Here is a 13122-nt window from a genome sequence, read left to right on the forward strand (position 1 = left end):
TTACAATTTTCTGTGCGTTGGCATAAGAAAAACTGTCAAATAAATGGCTGACACCTATTAGATATGTGGCATCGGCTATGTTCTACAGGGGCATCATAAGGAGGTTTTCGAACGCCCTAGCTCAGCACATCGAGGAACAGAAAACCACCAACAAATGCCAGGACGACAGCAACAATTATCTTGAGTGTTGCTGTTGGCAATCTATGCGCAACCCTGGCGCCGATCAAGCTACCGGTTGAAATCCCCATCGCAAGACTAATAGCAATGACCCAGCTAAAGTTACCTGCCATGAGATTAGCCGCCGATGCAAAAGTCGCTATCGGCAGCTGTATGGCTTGTGACAAACCGATCGCAAGCAGAATTGGTAGCCGGAGCCACATTAACAATGGCACCAGCACCAATGGCCCGCCTGTACCTGTCAGTGAAGACAGAATACCTGTGATCGCGCCAATACCAATCAGAGGTGTAGCGCCTATTGATGGGGTGTCGCTATGATCCGTCTTGACGCCACCGCGTAGGGTTTGCACGCCTGACAAGATCGCCAAAATCCCGATCAGGGCTTTCAAAAAATCACCATCTATGACCGCTACAAGCCAACTACCCAGCAAAGCGCCAGGGGCGGCACCAATGAATAATATCAATGCCATAGACCATTGGATTGATTTACTTTGAGCATAAATGAACGTGCCAACAAGGCCCGATACTATGTAAGCAAACATAGCCGCTGAAATTGCCAGCTTGATGTCAACATCACCAAAATATACCAGAAGCGGCACCAGCACGACACCGCCAATACCTATGCAGCCAATAAGCGCGCCTGCCAAAAAACCACACCCAAGATACATTATAAAAGCCGCTAATAATGCCGCGTCAAATTCCATTTACCATCCCCAGACCTAACACCACAAATCTGCAATCAGTGGCATGGGCAATCCACCAGTTTGACAGCTCCTAAAGCGCAAAACAGCACTCTATTTAGCTGACCAACGCTAGCACCAGACACAGGACAAGTCGTGCTTTTACTTAGACAAAAATAGGAAAGTAACACCACCTCTATAATCAAATTCATACTAACTATAAACAAAACATTTAATTTTAGCTTTGATCTATAAAAAAACAGGTATAAGGTGCTTATTATAGATAACATTTTTGTTAGAACATCTTTTTAATAGATGGCATCAAACAAGTTAAAGTTTTGGAGAGTTGCCTAATGTTTTTAAAACAACTGGAATATCTTGTTGCCGTTATCGAAGAGAATCATTTTGGCCGTGCCGCTGCGCGTTGTAACGTGACGCAACCAAGCCTTTCGAACGGTATTAAACAATTAGAACTTGAACTTGGGGTAACCCTGTTTAAACGTGGTCGTGGACAACGTCTTTACGGTATTACCGCCGAAGGTGAAAAAGTGGCCTCGTGGGGTCGCTTAATTATTGCGAATTTCAACGCTCTCAGTAATTCAATTGCTGAAATGCAGGGTAATCTGCATGGCAAATTATCGATTGGCGCGATGCCATCAATGTCACCTGTTCTGCCGATTATTCTGCAACGTATTCGTAAAGCTTATCCCGGCTTGTCAGTGGATGTACGATTTGTTGGCAATGATGAAATCAAAATTGGCCTTGATAACTATTCGCTTGATTGTGCTATCACCTATGTTGATGACGCTGACGCGCTTGGCTGGTGTAATGTTCTGCCCATTTTTACCGAAACATGGGGATTGCTGGTGCCGGACTCATTTGAATTTGAGGATGTTGAAGAAATAACCTGGAAAGATGCCGCCCAGCTACCTTTCGCACTATTGCGCAAATCCATGCACGAACGCAGGATTATCGACAGCACCTTCACACAAGCTGGATGCGAAGTCATTCCAAAGATCGAGTCAGAGTCGATTCTGCATCTTATGTTTCAGACGCAATACACAGAATTATGTACCGTTATCCCCTATCACTTTACCCGCATGCCTGGATTGCATGACGGCACCAAGGTCTTATTGTTAAAAGATCCGGTTGTTCGAAAGGATGTTGGTTTATTCTGGGTTAAGGCTGAAACCGAAATGCCAATGTCCCGCATTGCGGTTGAGATTTCAAAGGAACTTAGTGACTCAGGTGAATTGCATAACTTCCTTTATGGCCCAAAACAGTTCATGCCAGAGGATGACGACGAAAACGATGCCGCAGGCTATGCCGCGATCAAGGAAGCTGCTGGACTCGACTAGGACTGACAGGCGCACCTTACGGCAGAACCGTTCAACTATTCGCTCTGCGCCTTTCTATCATTGCGCATTCATGTTGCCATTGCCAACCTAGCGCAATGATAATGCCTCGGTGAGCTATCCATAGTCACATGCCTTTGACGGGTATATTTCACGCTAAATCCAAAATATCGTAACCATAAAAAAAGGCTGGTGACATAAAGCACACCAGCCCATTTCTTAATATGTTTGATTATTGCTATTCGGCTGCAACAACCATGTCATCTTCAACCGCATGACCAAGTGGGTTCTCTGGATTTACACCCAGATGCTTACCCCATTCGGCGTAGTAATGGCGCATGCCGACTTCATCATGAATAGTTCCACCTTCATGGCGACCATGCAGAATTCTGCGGGTTTCTGTGCCTTCACGCATGGTTGTACCCTGACCAGCAACACCAATCAGATCTTCATGCAGGTTACGGCCAAATGGACCCCAGATTGAGTTATGATGCTCAATTCTTGTGGCACGCTCTTCCGGTGTATCTTTCTTCAGACCATAGCCACGGAATTCGATCAGAACTTTGTTCGGACCAAGTGGTGTGACTGAGTCACTGCGATAGGCACTGCCTCTTAGGTTGAAGTTAAAGCCTGGGAACAGGTCAACCATATACCACTGGTTCGGTGGCAGATTAGGGAATGACAGTTCGCCTCTATCTTCAAAGCCTTCATACTCTTCATACTGCACTGTGAAGCTACTGACATTCACGTGACCATTGTCGAATGGGATGTTCTTACGTGCGAAATACGCATCGTTGAAGCCCGTTACACGGTTATGATAGTGCATAAAGTCATGATAGAATTCACTATTAGTGTCGTGCCATAGCTTGTAATTCGTATCAATGATTGACTTGTGATAATGGAAAACTTCCATTTCTTCGGTATCGATCGCTTCAGCGATGCAGTCAAACGCACCACATGTCCACTCATCAATGCTCTGTGATGGGTTAGGATCAAGTGTTACCCAGACCATACCGCCATGCTGAACACCGCTATGCAGTTCTGTTAGACCATCTACTGAAATACCGTTACCTGCAAGTCTATCAATCTGTGGGCATAGATATACTTTGATGTTATCGCCATGATTTACAGCAACGACATTTTGAAAGGCAATCTGGCTTGATCTGAAATCGCCTTTGTTTGCCATCTCACTTTTGTGACACATTGGCACCCATACTTTGGCAAAGATATGCTCAATTTCCTGCTCATATATCTCATAATTGTTGTAGCACTCACTTGAGATATACTCAATTTTTGGTGTGGCTAACCATTTCTTATGATTTCTTGGTGGCATAAAACCCTCCATCAACGATCGGTAATATATTAAACTAGATACACTTTCGGGCTTTTACACATGAAGTGTCAACAATTTCGTTGTTGTGTTTGAAAATTGTCTAATAGCCAGAGGCTATGAAAAACATCTTTTTCCTCAGCGCAATAATAACCAAAACCCCTTACATGACGTCACTTTTGCCTAGGCTTGATCACCCAAGACAAGATTTTGCATCTTGAAGCAGTTGATTGATAACGGCGGCGTTATCCATTTTCTGCTCAGACATTTTATTTAAAGACAATAAATTGGCGGCGTCAAAATCAAGCGCATGGTTATTTTTGGCTGATTCTGCATAGTTTTTACTGACAAAGAAAAATGGCGCTGGCCGTAGATCATCTCCAAGACTCATCCCCACCAAAACATTAGCACGATCGTCTGGCTTAGTCGTAACCTCAAAACTCAGGGTAAAATTCTCTGGTTTGCAGGAAATGTCGCCTATTTCGGCAACAACATCACCGCTATTGGCTAATTTTTGCTGTGTTTGCGACAAAATTTCGGCGGCAATTACGAAACAGTCATGCATCGCTTTTAACTCAACCGCTACGGCTGGCGCATCATGCTCTTCCGTATCACCTAAGAAAAAGTTTTTCGACTCAAATGGTAGCTCAATGGTGAATTTAGACCGGTCACGGTCACGGTGCAGAAGTTCAACAAGATACCAGGCTTCAACATAGGCAGGTGTGCGGTCATCAAACCAGAAACTATGCCTGACCTTTTCACCATTCTCACAAAAGAAAATTTCCAACTCAGGTATGCTCAAGCCAATCTGAAGGTCACCGTCAAATACCTTTGTGCAAAGCGTCTCACGATCACTTTGCCATTCCATTTCTAAATGCTTGTTTTGAGGCAAGGCATCTAAATAGCTATGCGCCCCTCTAGCCAACCAAAACAACGCGTTGTGAGCTTCATACCGCGCTTTTTTATAATCTGGGCTGGTAAATGTTGAAATATCTGGCCAGTTATAGGTCAAGCGCTTCTCCACATAGAAAATTATAAAATTTTCAGCACATCAATTAGGGATGATACAGTTTGTATTATTGCGAATTGCCGTAATACAGTGTCACAACATGGACAGCTTCGGCAAAGAATAGCCACCGTTCCATCACCAACCCAACAACAAGGCTAGCTGTCGCAACTGCGGCAAAGAACAGAGGTTCAGACATACCAAGGCTTAGCACCATGCAAACCGCCGGCACGATAAAACAAAGCAATGTAGATAGCATTCGCATCTGCCGGCTATGTTTGCGGGCTACAGCATACCCCATTTCACGCATGACATAGTTAGGCTGCGTATGGGCAGGTTCAATCTGACGGATTTTGCCATGTCCCTTTAAACCGATAGCCTGTTCAACTGTATAGCCGATCGAAGTTCTATCAATCTTGACCCAATACAGCCATTTAGCAACCAAAGCTGTCGCCGCGAGCATCAAGGCCAGACCAATCGACGAACTGTTAACCTGATCAAAGATAGTTAGCAGCAAAACCTGTAAGATCGCCCCACTTGAAAGCGCTATGATAATGTAATTTGGGGCTGTCATCTTCTGGTTCCATGCACTGATCGTGCGCAAAGACGCATAGATCATACCTGTGCAATAGACAGTCACAACTGACAGGATAGCTGTCAGCAAGGCTACATAAGGCACAAAGCCATCAAGCTTTCCAAAGAACACCCATGAAATACCGAATATGCCAGCTGGCGCATAGGTTACGATGGCAAAAACGCCTTCGCGTGACAGCCAGGATGTACGCCATTGCGAAACGGCACGCCAAGAACGCTCAGGATGACCCAGATGCGCCATTGAAGACAGCAAACCGACGGTGATCAAACCAAGCGACAGTGCCATGCTAACAAAGCCATAAACCTGACTTTCCGGCAAAACACCCATAAAGCATGCCAGTGAAAGCAACATCAACAGGCCATAACCGGCACCTGATGCTGTGGTAAATAAAATAACGGAATAAGCGGGATGCATCTTTTTGTCCTCTTATCTTATCGGCTAAGCTTGCGGTCAGCCCAGGCAAAGAATTTTTCAGTCTTGGTACCATCGCTGGGGCCAACTGTTTCCTTCAATGCTGCAGGTTGTGAGGTGACTGCATCACGGCGTTTACGTGGTGGCAGATATTTATTCACGGGCTTGTAACCAAATTCTTCCAGCAGGTTGAAACCTTCACGCTCGGCAACAAGTTTTGACACGTCACTTTCGGGATCACCCAGATCACCAAAATGACGCGCTCCTGTTGGACAGGCACGCACACAGGCTGGCTGACGATCTTCAGGTTCAAGGTTTTCGTTATAAATACGGTCAACGCACAATGTACATTTCTTCATAACGCCGTGTGATGGATCATATTCACGCGCACCATATGGGCACGCCCATGAACAAAGTTTACAGCCGATACATGTATCCGGATTGACCAGAACGATGCCGTCTTCTTCACGCTTATAGCTGGCACCTGTGGGACAGACCGTTACACAGGCTGGTTCTTCACAATGCAGGCATGAACGGGGGAAATGCACGGTCCGACTTTCCAGACCTTCGCCTAGTTCAAAACCATGTACACGATTCAGCCAAGCGCCTTGTGGATCCTGACCGTAAGGGTCAATATCGGTCAATGGCGCTGAATAGCCCGACGTGTTCCATTCTTTACAAGAGGTCACACATCCCTGACAGCCAACGCAGGTGTCGAGGTCGATGACAAGGCCAAGCTTTTTCTTAGTAGTAGCAGGAAGCGATGTCATGATTTTGATCCCTTGTTAAATTGTGCGCCATACGCCAACTCATCAGGTAGTGGGGCATCGGAAAGCGCCTTGAACGGCTCAAAATAAGGCTCAGCCGTGCCTGCTTCTTCTCGCAAAGCTTTGCTGATTTTCACCCGCAAATCATACCACGCAGCCTGTCCTGTAACCGGATCACTATTTGAATAGCGATAGCCACCTTCGCGTTCCGGCAGCAATTCCGAGATCAGATGATTAAGCAGGAAGCCCTGCTTCATCTCTGGGGCATCCTTATCAAGGCCCCATGCACCGCCGCGCTTGCCAATCGCATTCCATGTCCACAATGTGTCAGGATTACAGCCTTCCATTAGACTCACCTGACATTTGACGCGGCCTATATGGCTGGTAAGCCAGACCCAGTCATCATCATGGATATCCAGAGCTTCGGCCTTTTCACGATTCATATATAAACGGTTCGCATTCGTGATCTGACGAAGCCAGGCATTCTGTGATCCCCATGAGTGATACATATGCATGGGGCGCTGGGTAATTGCATGAAACGGATAGTCATCTTTATTGACCATTTCGCCTTCAAAAGTCGGATACCAGAATGGCAGAGGATCGAAGAATGACGTAATCCGCTCACGATGCGAATCTTCCGGCTGAATATCACCATGTCCCTGGGCGGCTAGACGGAATTTCTGCAAGGTTTCGCTGTAGAGCTCAAAGACAATCTGGTCTGTTGAACCATTAAACCCAACCGATTTAGCCCAGTCCAGATAGGCTTTATTAGCATGCTTGTAATAGCGCATTTCCGGCTCAAGTTCGTGGGCATGGAAACAACCATTATCAATATATTCCTGAAGCTGGTTCTGGTTCGGCTCGCCGACACCATATTTTGAACCATCTTCACCACGCCAGCCTGCAAGCGGGCCAATGCCCGGAGCACGCTGGTGATTGGTGATATAATCAGCATAACCACCTGGATATTTTGCCGAACCATCTTCATTAGTCATGCCAGGCAAACCAAGGCGAGCACCAAGGTCAAGCATGACAGTCTGGAATGGGCGCACATCACGATCTGGCTCAATAACTGGCTGGCGAATGGCATCATTCGCAGAATCAGGGTCTGAGATCGGGCGATCCAGCATCGAAATACAATCCCATCTTTCAAGATAGGTCGTGTCAGGCAAGATCAGATCCGCATACGGCACCGTTTCCGAATAAAACGCATCCGAATAGATGATTTTTGGAATGACATATTCACCCGTATCAGGGTTTTTGGCTGTCAGATGACGCAATGTATCAGGCACGTTCATCGACGAATTCCAGCCCATATTGGCCATATACATGAACAGCACATCGATATTATACGGATCCATCGAGCCGGCATTATTGATGACCATATGCATCAAGCCATGCGCCGATACTGGAGCGTCCCACGAATAGGCTTTGTCGATACGCAATGGCTTTCCATTGTCATCAACCAGCAAATCTTCTGGTCCCTTTACAAAGCCAAGAGGCGGACCTGGAAGCGGTGTATTGGGTTTGACCTGATCAACTTTACCTGCCGGACGGATCCCTGGTGGAATCGTCTTTGGATAAGGTGGCTTATAGCGGAAACCGCCAGGACAATCGATTGAACCCAGCAAGATTTGAAGCAGATGAATTAAGCGACATGTATTAAAACCGTTTGAATGCGCCGAAATACCGCGCATCGCATGCATTGATACCGGACGCCCGATCATCTTGTCATGTTTGCGGCCAGCCCAGTCAACCCACGGCTGATCGATAACAATTTCACGCTCGAAAGCCGCTTCGGCAAGTTCACTTGCAATACGCTTGATTGTGTCTGCCGGAATACCAATTTCTTCGGCAACTGACTCAGGCGCAAATTTACTATCCAGAAAGCGCTCTGCGATCAACGACATCACCGGGACGACCTGCGATCCATCGGTCAGCTTGAATGAGCCGTTCAACGCCGGATCGATCTCTAAGGTATTGGCACCAACTGCCTTGTTCTGGTTTTTGTCCCAAGCCAATGGTTCGCCGTCTTTGTCACGGGCGATCAAACCATCATTGGCGGCACCCGGATTCTGGATAACAAGCCAATGTGAATTGGTGTAGCGCACAAGATAATCAAGATCGACCTTGCCAGCCTGCATCAATTCATAAATCAATGCCGATACGAACAAACCGTCACTGCCAGGCTTAACGCCCAGCCATTCATCAGCAATTGCGCCGTAACCCGTTCTGACGGGGTTAATGGCGACAACCTTGACGCCGCGTTCTTTCAGCTTGCCAAGTGCCTTTTTGATTGGATTTGAACCATGATCCTCGGCTACACCCCATAGCATGAAATATTCGGTTTTATCCCAGTCAGGCTCGCCAAATTCCCAGAACGATCCACCGAATGTATAAAGTCCGGCAGCCGCCATATTGACCGAACAAAAACCCCCATGCGCGGCAAAATTTGGTGTGCCAAATTGTGACGCCCACCAGCCTGTAAGCGCCTGACTTTGATCGCGTCCGGTAAATAGGGCAAGTTTACGTGGGTCTTTTGCCCGCACATCGCCAAGCCAGCTTGATGCCAGATCAAGCGCTTCATCCCATGAAATTTCAGCAAATTCACCTGAACCGCGGGGACCAACCCGTTTCAGCGGCGAGGTCAAACGCGCTGGTGACACCTGCGTCATGATGCCCGAAGCACCCTTGCCACACAGAACACCCTTATTCACGGGGTGGTCGCGGTTACCCTCAATATAGCGTACCTGACCATCCTTGAGATAGACTTTGATACCGCAACGGCATGCGCACATGTAACAGGTTGTGGTTTTAATCTCATCCGCGGGATTCGTCTGAAGATCAATAACCGGATCTTTGTTATTGTCACTAATTGGTGCATCCATCTTAATTGACCCCTAAAAACATCATGATTATCTATACAGCTCCATAGAATAAGTGAAAATCTTTTCCATGTAATACAGATAATCATCTGTTTTGTTAGTAAAAACTGATGACATAACATCAATTATTCTGTTTTGACACTTGTTACACATTAAGCGATTAGTTTGCCATATCCCTAATCAAAATCGTCATCGTCATCATCGCCAAAGAATTCATCATCATCGATGTCGTCTTCCTCATTGAAATCATACTCAAGTTGCTCGGTCACGAAAACCATAACATTGTCACCATCGACCTTGGTATCATAGGTCTTAAGGGGCAGTTCAGCCTCATCTTGCAATTCCAGCGTTTCCAGATCCCAAGACCACAAATGCTTTGTGCAGGTTAGCTTACAACCCAAAATTGTTCCAGATTCGTCCAATGGTTCTTCCATATGAGGGCAAATAGGAGGTAACGCAGTGAAACCAGCCTTATGATGCGCGACCACAAGCGGAATACCACCCCCGACACTAGCCCAAAGTTTTTTTATTGAACCTGGTGGCACTTCACTCGTAGCACAAACTTTAATCCAGCTCATATCAATGGTTTCCTTCCATAATTCGGCCTAATCTTATAAACTTTGTCAGACCATAACCGCAAATAGCTTTTACCGACTAGATTGGCCAATGCGACCCTTTGTCCATACGGCGGTTATCAAGCTTGGTTTCACGATTAACAAATTTTGCCACACCATCTTTAATGGTGAATTTGTCATGATATTTACCAACTACGAAAAGACGGCTTTCGCCTGAGTCTAGATGCGCATTGATGCCATCAAGCATATTTTGATAGACAACAACCGAACTTACAGCTTCAGCTGTCTGCCCATCGTCAGAAATATCGACCGTATATACAGAGGTATGACGGCGAAGCGGCGAATGATCTGTATTATGCTTTGGCAGCATATCCATCAATCCTTGAAGCTCTTTCTTATCGCCAGAGAAGTAAATCATCTCTTTATTGATTTCAGGGCTAAAGGATGTAATCGAATAATGAAATGAATCATCACACAATTCGAACCAGCCCCCCCAATTGAGCTCGTCCAAAGCGATAGCTGCTTTGTAGATTGTTCTTTCAATCTGCTTTTCGATATCTTGTCCCATTGCATCTCCTCTCGCCATATAATGGCTAATTATATTGTTATTAGATCTTGAAAGCTCCATTAGCGATAGCTCTCAGATCATAAGTTTTTTTAGACGTGGTTAGTAATTCGCTGTTGAAATCAGGGTTAAGTCGAACCCTAACTATCCTTTTTAGACATTATCCTGTTTCGTGTTTTTAAGTGCAAACCGATTGCCACTTATCAATTCCAAAATAATTATTGATCAAGTGGCGAATAGGCTATGTCGGCAATTTGATCCGGGTCTGGTGACACATTGGAATCAAGACATTGTTTGGCCATCATATAGGTAGCTGGGTCATTGAACACCTCTACCGCAACAAGCCGTTTCTGTCTGAAGCTCCAGAACGAAATTCCACCCTCGCGGCTACCTGGTCGGGTAACCTGATAAACCTCGTCATCACCCACCGGTACAACGCCAACTGATTGAAGCTTGGCATCATATTGATCCGACCAGAACCACGGCGTTTGAATGGTAGGTGGTGCGACTTTCATCAATGTCGAAGCGGCTATTGCACCGGTTTCTTGGGCATTATGGACTGATTCAATGGCTAGCGAAGCGCTGCGTTGCAAAGCAACGTCACCAATCGCCAACACATCCGGATGACTTGAATACATATGGCTATCAACCAGTATCGCGCCACCATCTGCACGCTGTGTTTCAATGCCTGCATCATTAGCCAATTTGCTATCCGGCACCACACCAATGCCGACAATCAGCATATCACCTGTCAGAACGGTTCCATCAGTCAGCTTGACCCCACTGAAGGCGCCATTGTCCTGCATTATATCTTCAACGCCGATACCAGTTGACAAATTCACCCCATGGCTGTTGTGAAGGTCAGCCAAATAGTCGGCTGTTGAGGGGCTTGCAACGCGGGCAAGGATTCTATCTGCGGCTTCGATAACGTTAACCTCGATCCCCTTTTTTCGGAATGAGGCTGCAACTTCAAGGCCTATATATCCACCACCAATAATAATAGCGCTTTTTGCCTCCTTCATCTTGTTACGGATTGCTATGGCGTCAGCAGGCTGCCGCAGAATAAACGCATTCCGCATCCCTTCGGCACTAGGTAGCATCCGTGGCACAGCCCCGCTGGCTATAACCAGCTTGTCAAAATGAACCTGCTCACCATCGTCGAGAATCAATGATTTTGCCTCAAGGTCAATTTTTTGAACGTTGGTTTTGGTTCGCAAGGTAATGTCTTGGTCATTATACCATTTTTTCCGCTTGAGTAGAAAAACCGGATTAACCTTTTCATCTTCATCAATCAGAAATGCCTTAGATAACGGCGGGCGCTCCATCGGGCCACCACTTTGACGGTCAAGAATGGTGATATTCCCTTCAAAACCGCTTTTCCGCATTTTATCAGCAAAGCTAATACCCGCATGACTGGCACCAACAACCACGACATTATAGCCTGTCTTTGCGGCGCTATCATTTGACGCTGGCTCAGACGGCACCGCAGAATAAGCCTTGTCCAGATCTTCTGGGTTACGCTTCATCCAGCGCCCCCATTCATTATAATACTGACGCAAAGCGTTTTCGTTAGGTGCCGTATCGCCAGCTTCCGACGCGTTAACCGCTGAACCGCCAATTTTAAATGGGCCCCAGATTTTATTATGATGCTTGACTCTGGCACTCCGCGCCTCGTCACTATCGCTTTTCAGGCCAAGCCCACGATATTCGATCATCACCTCATCAGGACCAAGCGGTGTGATTGTGCTGACGCTCAAAGCCGATCCATGCAAGCTAAAGTTAAAACCAGGGAATAGATCAACCATAAACCACTGACCTGGTTTCATTTTTGGAAATGTCAGACCATCCTGGCCATTTCCGCCTTCGCCAAAGGTGCCCGCTACCGCGTGGCCGAACTCATAATCATTTTTTCTGGTTGGCGTCACAGATGAATCATCGGCCTGCTTCATAAAATCCTGATGGAATTTGATGGTTCTATCGTGGTTGAGCTTGTAATTTGTATTTAAAATTTCCTTATGATAATGGAAAACCTCTAAAGGCTCATCATCAAGAGCGCCAGCAAGCACTTTAAGAGGCGCGCCAACCCAATCGTCAAGCGACACGGATGGTTTGTCATTCATATTCACCCAAACAAAGCCACCATATTTAATCTCACAGCGCAAACGGCGCAGACCTGCCTCATCTTTTGAAAAGCGATCCTGGTATCCTTCTTTTTCGCGTGCCACATAGACACAATTGCCTTTCATGTCGAACTGCCAAGCATGGAACATACATGTGATGCGCTTTGGGTTACCCGATGCCTGCCCTTCGAGGAACGTACCTTGTGGCCGACGCTCGATAAGCATGCCACGATGCGGACATACATTTAAGTAAGCATGAACTTTATTGTCAGCAGCTCGCAGAATTATAATATTCTCATTGCCAATGCTTGATGTACGAAAATCATACGGCTCAGGTAACTCAGATTCGTGACAAACAGGCACCCAAATATTTTTGAATATTTTTTGCTGTTCTTCAGTCGATATATTGCTATCCGAAAAAATCTTCTGATCAATCCAGTCGCTGTGCGGCGCCTTTGACTTATTTGTCTCTTGCTGATCGTTGATTGTTGGCATGGCTTTTGATTCCCGTTTTACTTTATATTCAGTAATTTTTTATATTTATGAAAGAACTGTAACAAATAAGAAAATGACAGTGTAGCCAACAATCGATTGCATTGTTCTATCACTTGATTGAAGAACCCAATAAAGATATGACTTGATAGTTAGGCGTTATA

Annotated in this window: 10 protein-coding genes; 1 reads left to right on the forward strand and 9 read right to left on the reverse strand. The window is 46.0% G+C overall.

The window, feature by feature from the left end; translation table 11 throughout:
• Positions 1–116 precede the first annotated feature (116 nt).
• On the reverse strand, positions 117–881 hold the full coding sequence (locus tag ACTF7Q_RS01700; RefSeq protein WP_438996122.1) for a sulfite exporter TauE/SafE family protein: 765 nt from the start codon (positions 879–881) through the stop codon (positions 117–119).
• Positions 882–1210: 329 nt separating this feature from the next.
• Between ACTF7Q_RS01700 and ACTF7Q_RS01705 the strand changes: the two genes are divergently transcribed.
• Entirely contained in the window at positions 1211–2215 is a 1005-nt protein-coding gene (locus tag ACTF7Q_RS01705) for a LysR family transcriptional regulator (protein WP_438996123.1), read from the forward strand.
• Positions 2216–2450: 235 nt separating this feature from the next.
• Here ACTF7Q_RS01705 and ACTF7Q_RS01710 read toward each other — a convergent pair whose 3' ends face one another.
• The 8 genes from ACTF7Q_RS01710 to ACTF7Q_RS01745 all read right to left on the reverse strand — a co-directional run bounded on the left by ACTF7Q_RS01710 (position 2451) and on the right by ACTF7Q_RS01745 (position 12961).
• Positions 2451–3545: an SRPBCC family protein gene (locus ACTF7Q_RS01710; protein ID WP_438996124.1), complete on the reverse strand. Its 1095-nt coding sequence runs from the start codon at positions 3543–3545 to the stop codon at positions 2451–2453.
• Between the two features lie 190 nt (positions 3546–3735).
• Positions 3736–4410, reverse strand: coding sequence for a hypothetical protein (locus tag ACTF7Q_RS01715; RefSeq protein ID WP_438996125.1), 675 nt, complete (start codon positions 4408–4410; stop codon positions 3736–3738).
• 208 nt (positions 4411–4618) lie between these two features.
• Positions 4619–5557 (reverse strand): dimethyl sulfoxide reductase anchor subunit family protein, encoded by a 939-nt coding sequence (locus tag ACTF7Q_RS01720; RefSeq protein ID WP_438996126.1) that lies wholly within the window; start codon positions 5555–5557, stop codon positions 4619–4621.
• Positions 5558–5574: 17 nt separating this feature from the next.
• Complete coding sequence (locus ACTF7Q_RS01725) at positions 5575–6324, reverse strand: 4Fe-4S dicluster domain-containing protein (RefSeq protein WP_438996127.1); 750 nt, start codon at positions 6322–6324, stop codon at positions 5575–5577.
• Entirely contained in the window at positions 6321–9209 is a 2889-nt protein-coding gene (locus ACTF7Q_RS01730) for a molybdopterin oxidoreductase family protein (protein ID WP_438996128.1), read from the reverse strand. The genes ACTF7Q_RS01725 and ACTF7Q_RS01730 overlap by 4 nt, the downstream gene beginning before the upstream one ends.
• A gap of 173 nt (positions 9210–9382) precedes the next feature.
• A complete protein-coding gene (locus tag ACTF7Q_RS01735; protein ID WP_438996129.1) occupies positions 9383–9784 on the reverse strand; it encodes a Rieske 2Fe-2S domain-containing protein in 402 nt (133 codons plus the stop codon).
• Between the two features lie 76 nt (positions 9785–9860).
• On the reverse strand, positions 9861–10349 hold the full coding sequence (locus tag ACTF7Q_RS01740; protein ID WP_438996130.1) for an aromatic-ring-hydroxylating dioxygenase subunit beta: 489 nt from the start codon (positions 10347–10349) through the stop codon (positions 9861–9863).
• Positions 10350–10564: 215 nt separating this feature from the next.
• Complete coding sequence (locus tag ACTF7Q_RS01745) at positions 10565–12961, reverse strand: FAD-dependent oxidoreductase (RefSeq protein WP_438996131.1); 2397 nt, start codon at positions 12959–12961, stop codon at positions 10565–10567.
• Positions 12962–13122: the final 161 nt, after the last annotated feature.

Origin of the sequence: Puniceispirillum sp. (SeqCode), from assembly GCF_965657105.1 — a bacterium.
Taxonomy (GTDB): domain Bacteria; phylum Pseudomonadota; class Alphaproteobacteria; order Puniceispirillales; family Puniceispirillaceae; genus Puniceispirillum.

Bases quoted from the DNA above. Each gene is read 5' to 3' on its own strand.
- ACTF7Q_RS01700 (WP_438996122.1), bottom strand. From the start codon at position 881: ATGGAATTTGACGCGGCATTATTAGCGGCTTTTATAATGTATCTTGGG.
- ACTF7Q_RS01705 (WP_438996123.1), top strand. From the start codon at position 1,211: ATGTTTTTAAAACAACTGGAATATCTTGTTGCCGTTATCGAAGAGAAT.
- ACTF7Q_RS01710 (WP_438996124.1), bottom strand. From the start codon at position 3,545: ATGCCACCAAGAAATCATAAGAAATGGTTAGCCACACCAAAAATTGAG.
- ACTF7Q_RS01715 (WP_438996125.1), bottom strand. From the start codon at position 4,410: ATGGAATGGCAAAGTGATCGTGAGACGCTTTGCACAAAGGTATTTGAC.
- ACTF7Q_RS01720 (WP_438996126.1), bottom strand. From the start codon at position 5,557: ATGCATCCCGCTTATTCCGTTATTTTATTTACCACAGCATCAGGTGCC.
- ACTF7Q_RS01725 (WP_438996127.1), bottom strand. From the start codon at position 6,324: ATGACATCGCTTCCTGCTACTACTAAGAAAAAGCTTGGCCTTGTCATC.
- ACTF7Q_RS01730 (WP_438996128.1), bottom strand. From the start codon at position 9,209: ATGGATGCACCAATTAGTGACAATAACAAAGATCCGGTTATTGATCTT.
- ACTF7Q_RS01735 (WP_438996129.1), bottom strand. From the start codon at position 9,784: ATGAGCTGGATTAAAGTTTGTGCTACGAGTGAAGTGCCACCAGGTTCA.
- ACTF7Q_RS01740 (WP_438996130.1), bottom strand. From the start codon at position 10,349: ATGGGACAAGATATCGAAAAGCAGATTGAAAGAACAATCTACAAAGCA.
- ACTF7Q_RS01745 (WP_438996131.1), bottom strand. From the start codon at position 12,961: ATGCCAACAATCAACGATCAGCAAGAGACAAATAAGTCAAAGGCGCCG.